Genomic DNA, 19,804 nt, shown 5'->3' with positions numbered 1-19,804 from the left:
CTGTATTAATACAATAATACACCAATACACTAAGTTAAAAGTATCATAGTGTGTGTAAAAAGCAACAAGGAACTCAATGATGAGCAGAAGTAACATGACAAAAATAGGTCTTTTTAAGTTAGCGGCTTTGCCGTTAATGATGGGGCTTTCATCTTCAGCTAATGCAGAGCAAGAAAATAAAGTAAAACCAGAGCTTACTCCATGTTATGCAAAGGGTTTAGATGACAGATTATTATGCGGCAGCATTAAGCAGCCAGTTTCAGACAACCCAGCGGACGGTGAAATCGACATTCATTTTGCAATCATTCCTGCAATCAAGCCAAGTAAACCTGATGAAGCCGTACTTGGTTTTGCTGGAGGTCCAGGTCAGTCAGCGACAGAGTTAGCTGCTATTTTTGATAGAAACCTGCGCTTTGCGCGTGAATCTAGAGATATATTATTAGTTGATCAACGTGGCACAGGTAAATCTAATAAACTGCAATGTGATGGAGCAGACTTAATATCTCAATTTGAGTTTAATGATTTAACCGAAGATATGGTTGCTTTTGGTAAAGAAGACACACAAAAGTGTAAAGACAAACTGAATACTGATTTATCTCATTATTCAACTGTTGCGGCGGCAAAAGACTTCGAAGCAGTTAAAGAAGCGTTAGGTTATAAAGGACTTCACTTATACGGCGTATCGTATGGTACACGTATAGCGCAAGAATACACTCGTCAATTCCCGAGTTCAGTGCTTACCAGTACGCTAGATGGTGTTGTACCTATGCAGCAAAGCCTAACAGCAATAGGTAAGGCGATTGATGATTCGATGAATGCTTTACTTGATAGATGTGAAGCAGATGCAAATTGCTCAAAAAATTACCCAAATCTTAAAGCGAACTTCTATAAGTTACTTGAACAATTAGATGAACAAGCCATTGAAACAACTGTTCGTCATCCAAGAACACACAAGAAAATAAATTTAGTATTGACCAAAATGAAGGTGTTTAGCACTGTTCGTATGGCCTTATACAGTCACACCACACGTGCATTAGTGCCTTTAGCAATTAGTGAAGCATTAAATGGTAATTATTCACCGATTGTTGGGTTACTTTCATCAACCGATATGATGGATAGCATGGCGATGGGTATGCACAGTGCGATTGTCTGCGCTGAAGATTGGCCAAGCTTAACCGATGCATCTCGCGCAGATCATGGTCAAGCCTATATGGGACGAATGATGATTGAAGGCTTTGACTTAGCCTGTCCTATTTGGGATGCCAAGCCTGTAGATAAATCTTTCTATAAACCAGTTAAAACTGATATTCCTACGCTCTTATTATCAGGTGGTTTAGATCCGGCTACACCAGTAAGTTGGGCTGAAATGGCAATGGTTGAAATGAGTAATGCTAAACACCTGATTGCTGAGAGTGCAACTCACGGTGTGGTATCACAAACCTGTGCTGCGAGTATCGTCGGTAAATTCATTGACTCGAATGGGACTGAAGAATTAGACGCGACTTGTTTAGAAAAAGACAATCGCAAGCAGTTTTTCATGAACTTAAACGGTGTTGCATTGCATACTGACAGTGCATCTGAATCGAGTGAAAAGGAGTAAGAAATGATTTCTGTAAATAACTTAGAAAAGAAAATCGGTTCAGTACAAGCCATGAATAACCTGAGCTTTACTGCGCAAAACGGCAAAATTACAGGTTTGCTGGGGCCAAATGGGGCAGGTAAAACCACTTGTTTACGTACCGTATTTGGTTTACTAAAAGCTGACAGTGGCAATGCGGAGATTGACGGTATTGATGTCGCAAAAGAGCCGATGGCTGCAAAACAAAAGTTGGGCTTGTTTCCAGATCCATGTGGCTTATACGAGCGTTTGACACCGCGCGAGTACATTCAATTCTATGCTGAACTAAGTGGCATGGAAACGGGTGCTGCAAAAGCTGCAACCCAAGATGTTTTAAGTAAATTAAAAATGGACGACATTGCTGACAGACGCTGCCAAGGCTTTTCGCAAGGCCAGCATATGAAAACGGCGCTGGCGCAAGCAATCGTGCATAAGCCGACAAACATTATACTGGATGAGCCTACTCGAGGTCTTGATGTAATGAGCACGCGCATCCTTCGTGAGTTATTACTAATGCTGAAAGAGCAGGGACACTGCGTGTTGTTCTCAAGCCATGTAATGCAAGAGGTGGCCGCACTGTGTGATCATGTTGTGGTGATGGCAAAAGGGCAAGTTGTGGCAGAAGGCTCACCAGCTGAATTATGCGAGCGAACTGGTAAAGAAAGCCTAGAAGAAGCGTTTATTGAATTAATCGGTAGTGATGAAGGAATTGCAGCATGATGAAGTTACTGTCAGTTTTATTTAAAAAAGAAGTATTGGATGCAAGCCGTGACAAGCGTTCGGTAATGGCAGGTTTGTATTATGCCATTGGTACACCCATTATTATGTGTTTACTATTTTCAGTGATGTTAAAGCAATTTGCTTCACCAGAAGATTTAAAAATTACCATTAAAAACGCAGAGCAAGCTCCTAATCTAGTTCAATATCTTGAAAGTAAAGAAATTGTGCATGGTACTGGCGAGGATGTTAAAGATATCGTGTTAGAGATTAGCGATGATTTTGCTGAAAAGATGTCTGAAGGTCGCCCTGCAACGGTGACTGTGATTGCAGATAAGTCTAATGATAAGTTGCGTAAGTCAATTTCTCGTTTAGAACGCTCACTTGCACGTTATAACTCCGAGGTAGCGAGTTTACGTTTATTGGCAAGAGGTGTTGATCCAACGCTTATGAGAGCCGTTGATGTACAAGTGCATGATCAAGCGACGCCTGACTCTAAAGGCGGTATGTTCTTAGGTATCGCGACACTATCGATTGTATTGACTCTGTTTTATGCGGCAATGAACTTAGCCATTGATACTAGTGCTGGTGAGCGTGAGCGTAATTCTATCGCTTTATTACTAAGCCACCCAATTAGTACACTACAAATTGTACTAGCAAAGTCTGGCGCTATTGCAACATTCTCGATGTTAGGTCTTGCACTTATCTTAGTGGTATCAAAGTTTGCCTATGGCATGGTGCCTTGGGAACAGCTTGGCTTTAGTGTTAACTTAAGCATTGAATTTATGTTGTTCTGTTTTGTGATTGGTTTACCAATTGCGTTGATGTCAGCAAGTTTGCAAGTGTTTGTGTCGTTCATGGCTAAGTCGTTCAAAGAAGCGCAAACCTATGTAACTATGGTTTTATTTGTACCTATGGGTCTTAGCATGGTAACAACCTATGATATCGCCACAGACGTTGTACAGTGGCTACCAATTGCAGCACAACAATACGCCATGATTGAATTTATCAAAGGTAATGATATTCCTGTTGCACAACTGGCATTATCAACATTGGTTACTTTAGGACTATTCGGTGTGTTTAGTTACCTAAGCAGCCGCATGCTGAAAAGTGAAAAAGTGGTATTCGGTTTATAATCAATTAAAAAACTCTCCCAATCAGCCCCGTGTTTTTCGGGGCTTTTTTATAAGTTCGATAAATTGGTTATATAAACCTTAATGTTCCTAGTGTTAACCCTTTTCGAATACTGTCATAATATGGTTGGTTTTAATTTTGTTTTCATGGGTTTTGTGAATGTGTGAACTATTGGGCATGTCTGCCAACGTTCCTACGGATATATGTTTTAGTTTTTCAGGTCTCTTAGAGCGCGGTGGTAATACAGGTCCTCATAAAGATGGTTGGGGTATTACATTCTACGAGGGTAAAGGATGCCGTACTTTTAAAGATCCAGAGCCAAGTTGCACATCTGAAATTGCAAAACTAGTCAAAGCTTACCCGATTAAAAGTGTTTCGGTGATAAGCCATATTCGTCAGGGCAATCGTGGTCGCACGTGTTTAGAAAATACACATCCGTTCACACGAGAGCTTTGGGGTCGCGAAATTACCTATGCACACAATGGCCAACTTTCGAATTACCAAGATTTAAAACCAGAGTTTTACAAACCTGTTGGCAATACCGATAGTGAGCTGGCCTTTTGTTGGATCTTAGACAAAATCCGTGAAAAGTATCCAAAGCGACCTTCTAATATGGCTTCTGTGTTTCGCTATGCTGCAAAGCTCGCTAACGAATTAAGAGAGAAGGGCGTCTTCAACATGCTACTGACAGATGGTGTGTTTGTTTTGGCATTCTGTACAAATAATTTGCATTGGATCACCCGAAGAGCACCATTTGGTAAAGCGACTTTAATTGATGCAGATATGGTTGTTGATTTTCAACAAGAGACGACACCAAACGATGTGGTGACTGTGATTGCAACTCGTCCACTGACTAATGATGAACAATGGCAAAAGATGGAGCCTGGCGAATTTGCGTTGTTTAAGTTAGGCGAAAAAATCTAGCATTTTACAGTGCCAAAAAGCCAAGCGAATGCTTGGCTTTTTGTTATCTCAGCGAGTCATTCTATTTGTCATATTGTTTTAGCTGGACTTGGAATTGTTCAATTCCTTCTTTACCCTTATACATTTTTACAAGTAAGTAATCATATTCTGGGGCAAACCAAGCTGTTGCTTGTCTTTTATTATTATCATACAGACGCTTAACTCTGATTGTTTCAACATTACCAATAGGCAGTGTGATGGTTTCTTTTCCATCCACTTCAAAATCATAATTACGCTGATTGCCATTTTTATCTATGATCGGATAACTAAATGAAGTTTTTCCGGCTTTTAAATCTTGTCGCAATTGAAATTGATAAGTGAGTAGATCTTTTTGGTCTGCTTTCCAGTCAATTTTTAGCGGATGTTTCTTTTTGCTTGAAAAGATTTGCTTCTTATTCTGATCAAATATTAGGTTGTATTGTTTATCTGGCCCAGTACCTTTTCGCGACATTGCGTATTCAAGAGGAATAGCCTGATTTTTGCTCACTTTGAACTTTGCGCGTTCGTTTCTCTCATCAGAGAAAATCATCCACTCAATATCACTTTGATAAGTGAGTATATAAGTATTGTCAGCGTTCTTTGTTAATTCACGAAGTGCGCTGCCTTGAACTGAACCTTTACGGCTAACTTCATATTCTGCACGATAGGGAGTAAGTGTGTCGGCCAAAACCGATGTTGAGAAAATAGCGCTTAGTGCAATAAACCAAGCGCTGATATTTTTATTCTGGGTAGTGCGCGCCTTGCGGTGGAAGGGGTTGATTGTCAAAAACGGCATAGTCTGCTTCCATTGTTAGTCTTTGTTCGCTGAACCATTGGACCGCCAAAGGATAGATTATATGTTCTTGTTCGTGAACCCGCTGGGCTAGTGACTCTGCTGTATCATCCGCTAAAATTGGTACTCTAGCTTGTAAAACAACAGGTCCACCGTCTAATTCTTCTGTTACAAAGTGGACACTTACGCCATGCACGTCGTCTTTTGCATCTATTGCTCTTTGGTGGGTATTCAGCCCTTGATACTTAGGCAACAAAGAAGGATGAATGTTCAACATTTTTCCTTTAAATTTTTGCACTAAGCTAGGAGTAAGAATACGCATAAATCCAGCTAATACAACTAGATCTGGGCTAAAAGAGTCAATTAATTGTGCAAGTTGTGCATCATAGTCTTCGCGTGATGCGAAATCTTTGTGGCTAAGAACACAGGTTTCAATGCCTGCGTTCTCTGCGCGTGTTAGGCCGTAAGCATCGGCCTTATTGCTGATAACAGACACAACATCACCACTTATTTGCTTACTTTGGCAAGCATCCATAATGGCTTGCAGGTTTGACCCACTGCCTGAAATCAAAACAACAATACGCGATGCTGACATTACTCAGCACCACCAATGATTTCTACTTGTTCTTCACCTGCGGCTGCAGTTTGAATTTCACCAATGTGCCACGCGTCTTCACCTTGTGCTTTTAAAATCTCAAGGCTCTGCTCAAGTTTGTCTGCAGGAACAACTAAAATCATACCAACACCACAGTTGAATGTGCGGTACATTTCGTGTGTTTCAATGTTGCCGTTTTCTTGTAGCCAGTTGAAAACTGAAGGCCATTGCCAGCTATCACCTTTAACAACTGCTTTTGCTGATTCAGGTAATACGCGCGGAATGTTTTCCCAGAAACCACCACCAGTGATGTGAGAAAGCGCATGAACATCTACGTCTTTTAATAGCTCAAGGATAGACTTAACGTAGATACGCGTAGGTTCCATTAGGTGCTCACCTAATGTTTTACCTTCGAATTCTGAATTTGTATCAGCGCCTGATACTTCTAGTACTTTACGAATAAGCGAGTAACCGTTTGAGTGAGGGCCGCTTGAAGCAAGTGCGATAAGCTGGTCGCCAGCTGCTACTTTAGTACCGTCGATGATTTTTGATTTCTCTACAACACCAGTACAGAAGCCAGCCATGTCATAATCATCGCCTTCGTACATACCCGGCATTTCAGCAGTTTCACCACCGATAAGTGCACAGCCAGAAAGCTCACAACCTTTACCAATGCCTGTTACTACGTCAGCAGCAACGTCAACGTCTAGTTTGCCTGTCGCATAATAGTCAAGGAAAAATAGTGGCTCAGCACCTTGAACGATAAGGTCGTTTACACACATTGCAACTAGGTCGATACCTACTGTGTCGTGCTTTTTAAGATCGATAGCAAGGCGAAGTTTTGTACCAACACCATCTGTGCCAGCAACTAATACAGGCTCTTTATAACCAGTTGGAAGTTCGCATAGTGCACCAAAACCACCGATGCCACCCATTACTTCTGGGCGACGAGTTTTTTTCACTACGCCTTTAATGCGCTCAACTAGTGCGTTACCCGCATCAATATCAACGCCAGCGTCTTTGTAGCTAAGAGACTGTTTATTCTCGCTCACAGGTTTTCCTCAAATTTGCTAATAGGGGTTGCTTAGAAACGCGCGTATTTTACAACAATTGCTTAGGAGGGGCTAGTTGAATCTAAGTGGTAAGGACAGATATCCTTCACAAATAAAATACGCAGCTAATTCTGCTGCGTATTTTTAAAGCAATTTGTACTTAATATTGAATATTAAGCTTCTGCGATGATTATCGCGCGAAGTGGGGCAGGGTAACCCTCAATGGTTTTAGTTGGGTCGTTCGGGTCAAGGAAATCAGCCAGAGATTCTGTCTCCATCCACTCAGTACGTCTTTGCTCATCTAATGACGTTACATCTTCGTTGACTACACGAATATTTTTGAACCCGACGCGCTCAAGCCATAAGGTTAATGCTGCTGTGCTTGGAATAAACCAGACATTACGCATTTTCGCATAGCGATCTGTAGGTACTAATACAGTATGTACATCGCCCTCAACCACCAGTGTTTCTAATACAAGTTCGCCGCCTTTACGTAACTGGGCTTTCAGCTGCGCCAGAAAATCAATCGGAGAGCGTCTGTGGTATAAAACACCCATTGAAAAAACGGTATCAAAGGCCTTTAGCTCAGGAAGTTGCTCAACTCCCAGTGGTAAAAGGTGTACGTTTTCATCTTGGTTAAAATGTTTTATGGCTTGGAATTGCGATAAAAATAAGTCTGATGGGTCAATACCAACGACAAACTCTGCACCCGCGCCCTTCATACGCCATAAATGATAACCTGAGCCACAGCCGATATCTAAAACAGTGCGTCCGTGAAGAGGACTTATGTGCTCAACTAAACGATCCCATTTCCAATCACTGCGCCACTCAGTATCAATGTGAATGCCATGGATATGGAATGGGCCTTTGCGCCACGGCATCATGCGCTTTAGTAAGTGGGTAAGCTGCTTTGTGTGACCGTCAGATAGCTCTGTTTCTAAACCAATCTCGACTTTATCTGTGATATTAACATGCTGCGTGTTTGATTCTGGTAAGTTCTTAAGTACCTTTTCCCATTTTGGCCAATCGCCATGTTGGGCTTCTTTTTGCCAATGTGTTAATTGCGCCGGAAGTGTATCTAACCAGTGACTAAGAGGCCCTTTAGCAATGGCCGCATAAAAATCTGTAAACCAAGTATTCATTTTAATTCCGTTATTTAATCGCAACCATTGAGCAGAAGTTGAAGCATTGATACCAAACTTGAGTTTGACTGAAGCCAATATCAGATAAGCGCGTCAGATGAGTGCTCAATAAATCTGTGCGCATCACATTTTCGATAGCAGTACGTTTTTGACTTATTTCTAATTCTGAATAGCCGTTATGACGTTTAAAGTCGTGGTGCAAGTCAATGAGTAAATTATCAGCTTGTTCATTCTCTCCACGAAATTTCTCGCTGAGAAGAAGTACACCACCAGGCTTAAGGCTGTTGTATATCTTCTCTAGTAATGCTCTGCGCTGCTCCGGTGGAATAAACTGTAAGGTAAAGTTCATAGCAACAACGCTGGCATTTTCAAGGTTAACATCATTGATATCGGCTAAGTTTACTTCAACAGGCACGTCAGATTTAAAGCCTTTTAGATGAAGTTTGCAGCGCTCTACCATAGGTTCAGAGTTATCGATGGCGATAATAGTACAGTTTTCTTTTTCGATATTGCGACGCATGCTCAAAGTCACCGCACCCAAAGAGCAACCTAAATCGTATAAATTAGAATTACTTTGTGCAAACTGACCTGCAAGTTTGCCCATGGTGCTGACGATTGTTGCATAACCTGGCACGGAGCGTTGGATCATGTCAGGAAAAACTTCGACGACATTGGCATCGAAAGTAAAGTCTTTCACTTCAATTTGATTGGCGTAAATGCTGTCTTTGCCAGTCACTGTGTATCTCTCTTTAAAAATAATGCGGGTATTTTAGCATTTTTGAAAAATTAGTCAGGGGTTAATTGCGTAAGAGTAAACAGGTTAAAAAAATGAAATGTTTTATTAAAAATTTGCTTAAAATGTCGATGTGATCAATTATTAATCCACTGAAGTGGACTATTCTCTAGTCATGTAATTCGATGCAAGGAACTCAGCATGTTGTTTTTAAAACTATGCGATTTTTTTCACAAATTTCGATCTCTTTACATAGCCCTTTGGCTTTTAATTATAGTTACAATTATAGGTAGTACTTATTATTCAATCGCATTAGATAAAACGGAAAGTATTGCCGTGATGGTGGTTTGCTTATTGATGACTTGGCCACTTGCAAGAATTTCACGACTAAACAAGACAAGATACAAATAAACGCTATCGGAATTTTCAGATATGTAGGGTTCAGTCACTGTTTAATAGTTTCAGAGCCAAAGCTAGCTTAATAATTGTTCTAATAATGTAGCGAATGACTTTATTCGCTACATTATTGTTGTAAGTTATTAACTTGTCACATATCTTATCTGTAAGTTCGGTTAGATAAGAAAGAGAAAAAAATGGCGAGAAACAAAGTGATTAGCACAGAAGATATTTTATCAACCCTGTGCCACTCGGTGACCGAAGTTTTATCCTCAGCAAGTGGCAATCAAATCTCATATTCAGCAATGGTGCAAAAAATAACGCGTACTTGTATGCGACCTGATATTGGTTGTTTTGTATTGTTTGACGGTGGTTTCACAGGGCTGGTTGTGATGAATTTCACGCAACAAGCTGCGATGGAAATTTATCAAGATTACATGCGTAACATGGGTATGCCGGAAGAGGAAATAGCGCAGAGTCATTTGTCGGATGACGTATCAAATGTATTAGGTGAATTAATGAACCAAATGGTCGGTGATTTCACTGGTAAGGTTCGTGAGCAACTTCACACATCTATAACGCAGAACCAGCCGAAGATGATGGCGATTAACAAGCAGGTCCAAATTTCTGTTGATACGACAATGGATCGCCCTCAAGCGCGTCGTGTTACATTTACGACACAAAATCAGAATATCTTCTATCTTGAACTCGCGATGGACAAGACTGAGTTTATTAAACTGCATGATTTCGACATTGCTGAATCGGTGGATCCAGATTCAATTATTGAAAGTCAAGCTAAAGTAAATAAAGCGAAGCAAGATACTTCTAAAACAAAAGCAGCAGCTAACAATGATGTGAGCGATGATGCTGATGATGACTTTTTAGCAGAGTTAGGTTTGTAAGAAATTAAAGTTTAAACAGAAAAGCAGGCGCGGCCTGCTTTTTTTGTGCTTAGTAAAAACTGAGTTGCTCTTGCTGCAGTACTAAAAATAACCTCAACTCTAGTTCAAGTTGGTGATATTCCGGTTCCATATGGCAACAGAGGTTATAAAAACTTTTATTGTGATCTTTCTCTTTGAAGTGTGCTAATTCATGGACAACTAAAGCTTTTAAGAGTGGCTCAGGTGCTAAACGAAGTTGCTCAGCAATGGCAATTTCATGCTTAGCTTTTAGCTTGCCACCGTGTTGCTGCCGTTTAAAGGTATGTGTACCCAGTGCATTTTTTACTAAATCTTTCTGCTTCTTATACTGTACTTGCTGTAACTTAGGGGCATTCTTTAAATATCGTTGCTTGAGAACATTGGTGAATTCAAAAAGTAATTTATCGCTTTTCAGAGTATGACCGACAGGGTATTTGTTTTTGAAAAACGAAAGTAGCTTATTACTGCTGATAAGCATATTAACTTGCGCTTGAATATTTTCAGGGTAATGACTGAAATAGTGTGTATAAGGGTGAGGCACGATTTGTTCTCTATTCTAATTTGATTCAATTCTAAAACAATGAGTTTTGCTTTGCTTCTTTTTCAGCAGGAAATGGCAAACTGACAGTATGCTCAAGACCTAAATCAGCAATAAACTGTCTTGCTAGAAGTGGTGAGTCATAGTTATCGGCGGTATGGAAAAACACATAGGGGGTTTTGCCTTCTTCAAGCCACAAACGAATTTTATTTAACCAAGGTTTGTAAAAAGCTCTATTGTCTTCAAGGTTTGATGTGCCGACATACCTGATGATAGGTGCATTGCTGGTGGCTATGACATGCAGTGGTACTTTAGGCTTTTTAGCCTGAGCATCAATGATGGCTTCGGTGTTTGGCATTTCACTAAAAAGAGGGCGTGTATCCATCATGATGCGGTTGTAATTATGTTTCATTAAGAATTGGTTATAACTGCGTTCATTGTTGCCTTTATCAAAAAAGCCTAAATGCCTTACTTCAACGCCAAGATTAAGCTCTTCTGGTAATAAAGCACAGAATTTTTCAATGCGATGTAAATATTCAGGGCCACATGATTTGGGTAATTGCAGCATTACTTGTCCGATTTTTGGGAAAAGTGGGCTGAACAAATCAAGCCAAGCTTTTAAGTCATCTTGGCAATGTTGCAACGCCATGTCATGACTAAAGCGCTTCGGTATCTTAAAGGTAAATTTAAAATCTTCGGGCACTGCCTGATACCATTTTCTTATAGTGTCAGGTTTGGGGTCTGCATAAAAGCTTGTGTTACCTTCAACTGTATTAAAAATTTGGCCATATTCTGAAAGCATATTGTTTGGCGCACAGTTAGACGAAAAAAAACGACCTTTCCAGTGAGTGCTACTCCATTGTGGACAACCTAAATAAAGCATATTTTTGAATAAATGACTTAATATGAGCACGGGAGTGTAGCAAATAGGTGCATTAGTTGGAAAATTTACAAACTATTGCGAAAGCTCGGCACTTCAAGGATGACATTAACGGCGATTTTTATATAATTGGAGCAATTTTTCATTAAACGAAGTTCAGCACAAAGCTTGCTGAACAAACAGGAATGCTATGCGCTCTATATACTGCGGAAATTTAAACAGCAGCCATGTTGGTCAAGAAGTAGAACTATGTGGTTGGATCAACAAACGTCGTGACTTAGGTGGTCTAATTTTCATCGACTTACGTGACCGTGAAGGGTTAGTTCAGGTGGTATTTGACCCTGAAGTTGAAGGTCTGATGGATGTGGCGAATACGTTACGTCAAGAGTTCTGTGTAAAAGTAACGGGTACTGTTCGTGCGCGTCCTGAAAGCCAAATTAACAAAGATATGGCAACGGGTGAAGTTGAAATTTTAGGCACAGGTTTAAAGGTAATTAACCGTTCTGAGCCATTACCACTAGACTTTAACCAGCAAAACTCTGAAGAGCGTCGTTTAAAGTATCGCTATTTAGATCTTCGTCGCCTTGAAATGTCAGACAGAATTAAGCTTCGTGCTAAAGCAAGCAGCTTTGTGCGTCGTTTCTTAGATACAAATGATTTCTTAGACATCGAAACGCCAGTGCTTACTAAAGCTACGCCAGAAGGTGCCCGTGACTATTTAGTACCGAGTCGTGTGCACAAAGGTAGTTTTTATGCGTTACCTCAGTCTCCTCAGTTATTCAAGCAATTACTGATGATGTCTGGTTTCGATCGTTACTATCAAATCGTTAAGTGTTTCCGTGATGAAGATTTACGTGCTGATCGTCAGCCTGAATTCACACAGATCGATTTAGAAACGTCATTCATGACGTCTGATCAAGTTCGTGAAGTCACCGAGCGTTTAATTCGTGAAATGTGGCAAGAGCTTCTAGACGTTGATTTAGGTGCTTTCCCGGTAATGCCATACAGCGAAGCAATGAGTCGTTTTGGTTCAGACAAGCCAGATCTACGTAACCCGTTAGAGCTTATTGATGTTGCTGATATTGTTAAAGATGTAGAGTTCAAAGTATTAGCTGCACCTGCAAACGATGAAAAAGGTCGTGTTGCAGTATTAACTGTACCAGGTGGTGCAAAGCTTTCTCGTAAGCAAATTGATGAATACACAAAGTTTGTAGGTATCTACGGTGCGAAAGGTCTTGCTTGGATGAAAGTTAATGACCGTGATGCAGGCGTTGAAGGTGTTCAATCTCCAATTGCTAAATTCTTAAATGAAGAAGTCATTAATTCACTGCTTGAGCGCACAAATGCTCAAACGGGCGACATCATCCTATTTGGTGCAGATAAGCGCAATGTAGTAAATGAAGCCATGGGCGCGTTACGTCTGAAAGTGGGTTCAGATCTTGAACTTACAGATCTAAACAAGTGGGCACCATTATGGGTTGTAGACTTCCCGATGTTCGAAGAAGACGACGAAGGAAACCTACATGCAGTGCACCACCCATTTACTGCACCAAAAGATATCTCTGCAGCAGAACTTGAAGCTAACCCAGCAGAAGCTATCAGTGATGCATACGACATGGTACTGAATGGCTATGAAGTAGGTGGTGGTTCTGTTCGTATTCACAATAACGATATGCAACAAGCTGCATTCCGCATTTTAGGCATTGAAGAGCAAGAGCAAGAAGATAAGTTTGGTTTCTTACTTGACGCACTTAAGTACGGTACACCACCGCATGCTGGTCTTGCATTCGGTCTTGACCGTCTAGTTATGTTACTTTGCGGTACAGACAACATTCGTGATGTGATTGCATTCCCGAAAACAACGCAGGCATCTTGTTTAATGACAAATGCGCCAAGTGTTGCAAACCCAGATGCATTAACTGAACTAGCTATTTCAGTTGAAAAAGCACAGGAAGAGCAAAACGACGCGTAACCGTTGTTTTGAATGAAGAAAGCGGCCAATTGGTCGCTTTTTTTATGCCTGAGATTTATGAACAGATTTAATACCAATCCTCAATAATACTCAATCTTTTTGAGGGACTAAAACTGACGCTAGCGTCATTGAAAATTTCTTATTTAGAACAATTAAATAGCAAAATTTTCGCCTTGCTATCGACAAGTTTTTCTCGATTAAAAATAGATCGCTGAATTAAGAGGGTTGGTATAAAGCTAATTTAGATTTGTTCGTCTAACAAATTCTTTAAGTTATGAGTTTAGATGAGTAGTAATTACGTGAAGAGTTGTTGCTGTGATTTATGATTAGTGACGTTTAAAGCCGCTAAGTGAATTAGCGGCTCAGTTAAAAAGGATTAAACCAACTCGATAGGTTGGATTTTTACTGAGTTATCTTCTTCTTCCTGCTCCATTGCAGGCTCTTTAAACTCAGGTTTATCAAGGGCAATATCACCGCCGTCAATCACTTCACCTGTTTGCAGGTTTTTAAAATCAAACAACTCACCATCTGCTAAATGCGAAGGTACGACGTTTTGCATCGCAGTGAAGATACTCTCAATACGACCTGGGTTTGATTTATTCCACTCATGTAACATGGCTTTAACGTGTTTGCGTTGGAGGTTTTCTTGAGAGCCACATAAATTACACGGAATAATCGGGAACGCTTGTGTTGTTGCGTACTGCTCAATATCAGCTTCTTTACAGTAAGCTAGTGGGCGGATCACCATATGCTGGCCGTCGTCACTCATGAGTTTAGCTGGCATGCCTTTTAACTTACCGCCGTAGAACATGTTCAAAAACATGGTTTCAATCATGTCATCGCGGTGATGACCAAGCGCAATTTTAGTCGCGCCCATTTCTTTTGCTGTGCGGTACAAAATACCGCGGCGAAGACGTGAGCACAGTGAGCAAGTTGTTTTACCCTCAGGGATCTTATCTTTTACTATGCTATAAGTGTCTTCTTCAACGATCTTATATTCAATGCCTAGATTATCTAAATACTCAGGCAAAATATGCTCTGGGAAGCCGGGCTGCTTTTGGTCTAGGTTGATCGCAAACACGTCAAATTTAATCGGGGCAACACGTTGAAGATGTTGAAGTATATCTAATAGGGTGTAGCTATCTTTACCGCCAGAAAGGCAAACCATGACACGATCGCCTTCTTCGATCATGTTGAAATCACCAATAGCTTGACCAGCTAATCGACGCAGACGCTTTTGAAGTTTATTCAGGTTATAAGCGGTTTTGGCTTCTTTTGAGTGAGACACTCGGCCCCCTATTTAAATGACGGAAAAAATAAGGGCGCATTATACCCAAACCACCTTAAATTGCACGTTTAAGGTGGTTTGGGGCAGTATAATTAATCTTCTAATGGGCTTTTATATCCATCAGGTTTTAGCGCTAAAACATCACAATCTAAACTATCGATAACGTGCTCTGCAGTATTCCCGACTAAAGCTGCACTTAAACCAGTCCTGCCAACAGTACCAATCACAACAAGTTCTGATTTAAACTCTTTTGCGACATAAGGAATTACATCTTCAGGTAAACCTTCTTTGATAACGCATTGACCGCGTTCTAAAGAAAACTTTTCAGCCAAGGCATAAGTTTCATCTTCATGATGTTTTTTTACAGCCTCATTATATTGAGATGGATTAAATTCTGGGATCTCAATAGCAATATTCACAGGTGTAGCAGGGTAAGTGTTTACAATACTAAGTTTCGCATCAGCAATATTACAAATGAACTTAGCATCGGTAATAATTCGACTATTAAGCGCTTGATGCTGTTCATTATCAGAAGCAGCATTCACGGCAGCAAGCACATGTCCTTGCTCTGGCCAAGCATGATCTTTAACGAGCAGCACAGGAGTGGGGCATTTACGAATAAGATGCCAGTCTGTGGGCGTAAAAATAACAGATTTCAAGGTGTCATGCTGGTGGGTACTTTTTACGACCAAGTCGAAATCACTGTTAATAACAGTTTTTATAATGGCTTCGAATGGACGGTTATGCCAAACTACTTTTTTGTTAATTTCTATATCAACAAAGGAAGCTGTTAACTCATCTAGCCATGCTTCTCTGTCTTTAATTACAGCGTCTCGCATAGCATCACGCTCTTCTTTAGAGAGCATAGTAGTCATTTCATAGGAAAAATCGTAAATAGAGAGGAAAGCGGTGATCTTGGCGCCAGTTTTTTGGGCTAAACTGACAGAGCGTTGTAAACTATGTTGTTGTTCTTTGGTTGGGTCTACAACCGCTAATATGTGCTTAATTTGGTCCATGGAGTTCACCTTTTTGGCTAAATTGTACACGTTTAGTGTAACGCATCTAGCCAAAGGTGAAAGTATAAACGTTGTAAATGTTGTAGTAGATCAACAACTAATTGCAGCAGTTCTAGCTAAACCTGGTATATCTAAAATGGTAATAAACTTACCTTCAACTTTAATGATCTCAGCCTTTTGGAAACGGCTTAAAAGGCGGCTGATGGTTTCAACCGTTAAGCCTAAGTAATTACCAATTTCACCACGAGTCATGGTGAATCTGAACTCTTTGCGTGAAAAACCGCGCTCACCGAAACGATTTGATAAGTTATAAATGAATGTCGCTAAGCGTTCTTCGGCGGTCTTTTTATTTAAAAGTAATAGCATCTCTTGATCATAATTGATCTCATTACTCATTAGACGCATGATTTGTTGACGCAGTTTTGGTAATTTTCCTGCTAATTCGTCAAGTGTATCGAAAGGAATTTCACAGACCATTGATGTTTCAAGTGCCTGTGCAAAGCTCTGGTGCTGCATTTTATTAATTGCATCAAAGCCTACTAAATCACCCGCTAAATGAAAGCCAGTAATTTGCTCATCACCTTGCTCAGAAAGCGTATAGGATTTAAACGAACCAGATCTTACTGCAAAAATTGAGTTTAACGCATTACCTGACTCAAAAAGAAAATCGCCTTTGTGAAGCGGTTTTTTACGCTCAATGATTTCATCTAGTTTGTCCATTTCGCTACCATTTAAAGAGAACGGTAAGCATAACTGACTGATACTGCAGTTGTTGCAACTGATAGTACAGTTACCTTTAGAACGGTTTTGATTGCTTAAATCCATAATAAATCCATTAAAATTAGACGCATGACATAGATTAATGTACTAGTTTATCAGTTGCAATGATTAGTAGATAGATTCCATACCATACAAAAATACTGCCTAGCGCTAATCTTACCAGATTGTGATTTAAAAAGCGGCTAAGATGTTGGGCTGATTGCCCAATGGTTAACATAGCTGGTAGAGTACCCAAGGCGAATGCCATCATTATGCTTGCACCATGCAATGTTGACTTTGCTTGCAAAGTCCAAATTAAAGCTGAATACACTAACCCGCAGGGTAACCACCCCCATAACATGCCATAGCCAAATGCTTTTTTTAAACTATCCACGGGCAAGAAAAGTTTATTGAATTTGACGATATGTTGCCAGAGTAGGGTTTTACCCATGCTTTCAACAAATTTGAGTGTGTTAGCAAGGCGCATCACGTAAAGCGCAAGCAAGATCATAAAGATCCCACTAAAAATTTTAACGCCTAGGGCGAAGTGGGTGTTTTGTTTAGCAAAACTCGCACCTAAGGTCGCGACTAGCATGCCGGCAATACAGTAACTTGTTAGACGACCAAAATTATAAGCTAAACTGACTTTGATAGCCGACAGGTTTTTACTTGCAAGCTGCAGACTAGAAGCAACTCCACCGCACATGACAATGCAGTGACCGCTACCAACTAGGCCCATAATAAATGCACTGAATAAACTAATCTCGTTCATTACTGCTTTTAGTATGCTTGTCTTTGTCGTCTTCGAATAAAATACTGTGGCCTTGCTTATTAAGATCTGAAAACTGTTCGCTTCTCACAGCCCAGAAAAAAATGCCAATTGCGATGATCACAAACAGAATCGCAATTGGAATTAAGATATATATGATACTCATAGTTTTAATAACCTTAGAGAGTTACAGATCACTACAATCGAACTTGTTGTCATGCCTATTACAGCAATCCAAGGTGGAATTAATCCAAATGCAGCAAGCGGTAAAATTGAACCGTTATAACATAGTGAAATAGCGAGGTTTTGTTTAACTATACGGCGAGTGGTAATTGCGACTTCTCTCAATGTGTTTATTGAGTTTAAATCACTTTTTAGTAACACGACGTCAGCGGTATTTTTTGATATGTCAGCGCCTGTTTCCATAGCAACTGATAAGTGCGCACTATTAAACACCGGACTGTCATTAACACCGTCCCCGATCATGGCCACGACTTCATTGTTTTTTGACCACGACTCAACGGCTTTTTGCTTTTCTTCTGGTGAGCAGTTTGACTGGAAACTATCTAAATTCAGCTGTTTTGATAAGGTTTCGCCGGCATTTGAGCTATCGCCGGTTAACATATGACAAGTTAAACCAGAGCCTTTTAGGTGCTCGATAACACTTGATGCATTACTTCTGACTTTATCAGTGAGATAAAAATCAGCAATTGGTTGTTGATTGATAAATAAGGTAGCCTGAGCTTGGCTGTCTCTTACTCCAAACCAACCAGTTTTGCCGAGTGAAAGCTCGTCTGTACCAAGTTTAGCACTGATCCCTATACCAGGATGAACAGTCACGTCGTTAAGCTCGTGATATTCAGAAGCATGTTCTAAAAAGGCAGCGGCAATAGGGTGCTCAGAGTATTTTTCTAAGCTAGCACTTAGAGCGAGCACTTTTTCTTCTGTGAATTCAGATGAAAATAGCTCTGTTTTTGCAATTGAAAACTTACCTTCGGTCAAAGTGCCTGTTTTATCAAATGCGACACGAGTTAATTTTGTTAGTGTTTCGAGCACATGGGCTTCTTTGATTAATATGCCTTTTTTTGTCAATGTGGCAACAGCACAGGTTAATGCGGTAGGAATAGCCAAACTGAGCGCACAAGGGCAAGTGGCAACAAGCACGGCGATTGTCACCCAAAAAGCCTGTTCAGGATCAATCTGATACCAGCCAATTGCGGTCATTGAAGCAAATACCAGTAAACACGCAACAAACCATTGAGCTACTTTGTCTGTTACTTCAACCAACTTTGGTCTTTTGCTTAATGCATTATGTTGCAAACGAATGATTTGGTTCAGGAGTGTATTTTGGCCAATTTTATTGATCTTAATGGTCATCAAACCATCGTGATTGACTGTACCCGCAAATACTTGGCTGTTTAGTTGTTTTTTAACAGGCAGATGTTCACCGGTCATCATAGATTCGTCGACTGTACTGCTACCATCAATGACAATACCATCTGCTGCAATGGTTTCACCGGCCTTAATGAGTACTCTGTCATTCAATTTTAGATTACGAGCAGCGATGACATCTTCAGTACCGTCGTCCAACAGTTTTCTGGCTGTTAAAGGTAATAGTTTTTGCAGGTTAGCAGTAAATTCAGAGGCTTTAAGTCTGGCTCTAAACTCAAGGTATTTGCCCAACAAGAGCAAAAAGGTAAACATACAAATGGATTCAAAATAGACTTCACCAACCTCCATGACAGTCGCGTATGAACTGGCACCATAAGCACCAAATATTGCTAGTGAGACAGGTAGATCCATGTTTAACTGTTTAGCTTTTAGGCCATTAACTGCATTAGTCAAGAAGGGGAGAGCTGAGTAGAGGATCACAGGGGTAGCCAGAACAAGACTGATCCATCTGAAATATTGCTCGAAGTCCTCTTCCATGCCAGAAAACATGCCAAAGTACATCGCAAAAGCGAACATCATGACCTGCATGGTCATAAGGCCAGCAACACCTAACCTTCTAATGTATGCTTTGGCTGTGGCTTGTTTTTGCGCGGCTTCATCATCAGCTTGGAAAGGATAGGCTTTATAGCCTATTTCCATTAATGCTTTGATGATTTCACTGAGTAATATTTTGTCTTTATTCCATAAAATCATTGCTCGGTAAGTCGATGTATTCACGTCAACACGAGCAACGCCAGGCAGCGCTAAAAGTTGCTTTTCTATCAGCCATGCACACGCTGCACAGCTGATCCCTTCAACACTTAATAGCACCTCAGATAAGTCACCTTGATTAGTGACAAAATCATCTTGAATTTCTTGATTATCATAGCTTTTTATAAAATTGAGCTGTTCAGGGACTAAGGTTTCAACCTTGCCAGCACTATCGGTTCTGAACTTATAATAGTCGGTCATACCTTGGTTAATAATGGTCTCGGCGACCGCCTTACAGCCTATACAGCATACTGCTTCATTATTGCCTTCAAACTCAATATGGTCATCAAAACCAGCAGGAATTGGTTCTAAGCAATGAAAACAAGAATTAGACATAG

Annotated in this window: 19 protein-coding genes; 6 read left to right on the top strand and 13 right to left on the bottom strand. The window is 40.4% G+C overall.

Annotation, left to right across the window (positions count from 1 at the left end):
* The first annotated feature begins 76 nt into the window (after positions 1-76).
* The 4 genes from AAEU28_RS11445 (at position 77) to AAEU28_RS11430 (ending at position 4,393) form a co-directional block, all read left to right on the top strand.
* Positions 77-1,600 carry an alpha/beta hydrolase gene (locus AAEU28_RS11445; RefSeq protein WP_421964236.1) on the top strand — a complete coding sequence of 508 codons (1,524 nt, stop codon included), beginning with the start codon at positions 77-79 and terminating at the stop codon, positions 1,598-1,600.
* Positions 1,601-1,603: 3 nt separating this feature from the next.
* A complete protein-coding gene (locus AAEU28_RS11440; protein ID WP_421964235.1) occupies positions 1,604-2,338 on the top strand; it encodes an ATP-binding cassette domain-containing protein in 735 nt (244 codons plus the stop codon).
* Positions 2,335-3,471: an ABC transporter permease gene (locus tag AAEU28_RS11435; protein WP_421964234.1), complete on the top strand. Its 1,137-nt coding sequence runs from the start codon at positions 2,335-2,337 to the stop codon at positions 3,469-3,471. The genes AAEU28_RS11440 and AAEU28_RS11435 overlap by 4 nt, the downstream gene beginning before the upstream one ends.
* A 157-nt stretch (positions 3,472-3,628) precedes the next feature.
* Complete coding sequence (locus AAEU28_RS11430; protein ID WP_349286090.1) at positions 3,629-4,393, top strand: class II glutamine amidotransferase; 765 nt, start codon at positions 3,629-3,631, stop codon at positions 4,391-4,393.
* Positions 4,394-4,454: 61 nt separating this feature from the next.
* Here the strand turns inward: AAEU28_RS11430 and AAEU28_RS11425 are convergent, their stop codons facing one another.
* From AAEU28_RS11425 to cmoA, 5 genes are all read right to left on the bottom strand, one after another.
* Positions 4,455-5,207 (bottom strand): DUF3108 domain-containing protein, encoded by a 753-nt coding sequence (locus tag AAEU28_RS11425; protein WP_421964233.1) that lies wholly within the window; start codon positions 5,205-5,207, stop codon positions 4,455-4,457.
* A complete protein-coding gene (gene purN / locus AAEU28_RS11420) occupies positions 5,152-5,799 on the bottom strand; it encodes a phosphoribosylglycinamide formyltransferase (protein ID WP_421964232.1) in 648 nt (215 codons plus the stop codon). The genes AAEU28_RS11425 and purN overlap by 56 nt, the downstream gene beginning before the upstream one ends.
* On the bottom strand, positions 5,799-6,851 hold the full coding sequence (gene purM / locus AAEU28_RS11415; RefSeq protein WP_421964231.1) for a phosphoribosylformylglycinamidine cyclo-ligase: 1,053 nt from the start codon (positions 6,849-6,851) through the stop codon (positions 5,799-5,801). Before purM ends, purN begins: the two co-directional genes overlap by 1 nt.
* A 173-nt stretch (positions 6,852-7,024) precedes the next feature.
* Entirely contained in the window at positions 7,025-7,993 is a 969-nt protein-coding gene (gene cmoB / locus AAEU28_RS11410) for a tRNA 5-methoxyuridine(34)/uridine 5-oxyacetic acid(34) synthase CmoB (RefSeq protein ID WP_421964230.1), read from the bottom strand.
* 10 nt (positions 7,994-8,003) lie between these two features.
* Positions 8,004-8,729, bottom strand: a complete 726-nt coding sequence (gene cmoA, locus AAEU28_RS11405; protein ID WP_138482976.1) for a carboxy-S-adenosyl-L-methionine synthase CmoA — start codon at positions 8,727-8,729, stop codon at positions 8,004-8,006.
* A gap of 590 nt (positions 8,730-9,319) precedes the next feature.
* Between cmoA and AAEU28_RS11400 the strand changes: the two genes are divergently transcribed.
* Entirely contained in the window at positions 9,320-10,024 is a 705-nt protein-coding gene (locus AAEU28_RS11400) for a DUF3334 family protein (RefSeq protein WP_421964229.1), read from the top strand.
* A gap of 49 nt (positions 10,025-10,073) precedes the next feature.
* Here AAEU28_RS11400 and AAEU28_RS11395 read toward each other — a convergent pair whose 3' ends face one another.
* A complete protein-coding gene (locus AAEU28_RS11395) occupies positions 10,074-10,583 on the bottom strand; it encodes a M48 family metallopeptidase (protein WP_421964228.1) in 510 nt (169 codons plus the stop codon).
* 31 nt (positions 10,584-10,614) lie between these two features.
* On the bottom strand, positions 10,615-11,463 hold the full coding sequence (locus tag AAEU28_RS11390; RefSeq protein WP_421964533.1) for a DUF72 domain-containing protein: 849 nt from the start codon (positions 11,461-11,463) through the stop codon (positions 10,615-10,617).
* A 187-nt stretch (positions 11,464-11,650) separates the two neighbouring features.
* Between AAEU28_RS11390 and aspS the strand changes: the two genes are divergently transcribed.
* Positions 11,651-13,432, top strand: a complete 1,782-nt coding sequence (gene aspS / locus AAEU28_RS11385) for an aspartate--tRNA ligase (protein WP_421964227.1) — start codon at positions 11,651-11,653, stop codon at positions 13,430-13,432.
* Between the two features lie 376 nt (positions 13,433-13,808).
* Here aspS and ttcA read toward each other — a convergent pair whose 3' ends face one another.
* The 6 genes from ttcA to AAEU28_RS11355 all read right to left on the bottom strand — a co-directional run bounded on the left by ttcA (position 13,809) and on the right by AAEU28_RS11355 (position 19,802).
* Positions 13,809-14,720 (bottom strand): tRNA 2-thiocytidine(32) synthetase TtcA, encoded by a 912-nt coding sequence (gene ttcA, locus AAEU28_RS11380; protein WP_421964226.1) that lies wholly within the window; start codon positions 14,718-14,720, stop codon positions 13,809-13,811.
* Positions 14,721-14,812: 92 nt separating this feature from the next.
* Complete coding sequence (uspE, locus tag AAEU28_RS11375) at positions 14,813-15,736, bottom strand: universal stress protein UspE (RefSeq protein ID WP_421964225.1); 924 nt, start codon at positions 15,734-15,736, stop codon at positions 14,813-14,815.
* Between the two features lie 90 nt (positions 15,737-15,826).
* Positions 15,827-16,561, bottom strand: coding sequence for an FNR family transcription factor (locus AAEU28_RS11370; protein ID WP_138482988.1), 735 nt, complete (start codon positions 16,559-16,561; stop codon positions 15,827-15,829).
* Between the two features lie 34 nt (positions 16,562-16,595).
* On the bottom strand, positions 16,596-17,267 hold the full coding sequence (locus AAEU28_RS11365) for a sulfite exporter TauE/SafE family protein (protein ID WP_421964224.1): 672 nt from the start codon (positions 17,265-17,267) through the stop codon (positions 16,596-16,598).
* A complete protein-coding gene (ccoS, locus tag AAEU28_RS11360; protein WP_130254465.1) occupies positions 17,254-17,430 on the bottom strand; it encodes a cbb3-type cytochrome oxidase assembly protein CcoS in 177 nt (58 codons plus the stop codon). The genes AAEU28_RS11365 and ccoS overlap by 14 nt, the downstream gene beginning before the upstream one ends.
* Positions 17,427-19,802 (bottom strand): heavy metal translocating P-type ATPase, encoded by a 2,376-nt coding sequence (locus tag AAEU28_RS11355; protein ID WP_421964223.1) that lies wholly within the window; start codon positions 19,800-19,802, stop codon positions 17,427-17,429. Before AAEU28_RS11355 ends, ccoS begins: the two co-directional genes overlap by 4 nt.
* Positions 19,803-19,804 lie beyond the last annotated feature (2 nt).

The organism is Pseudoalteromonas sp. SS15, assembly GCF_049257195.1.
Taxonomy (GTDB): domain Bacteria; phylum Pseudomonadota; class Gammaproteobacteria; order Enterobacterales; family Alteromonadaceae; genus Pseudoalteromonas.
This window is presented reverse-complemented; position numbering and strand designations above follow the sequence as displayed.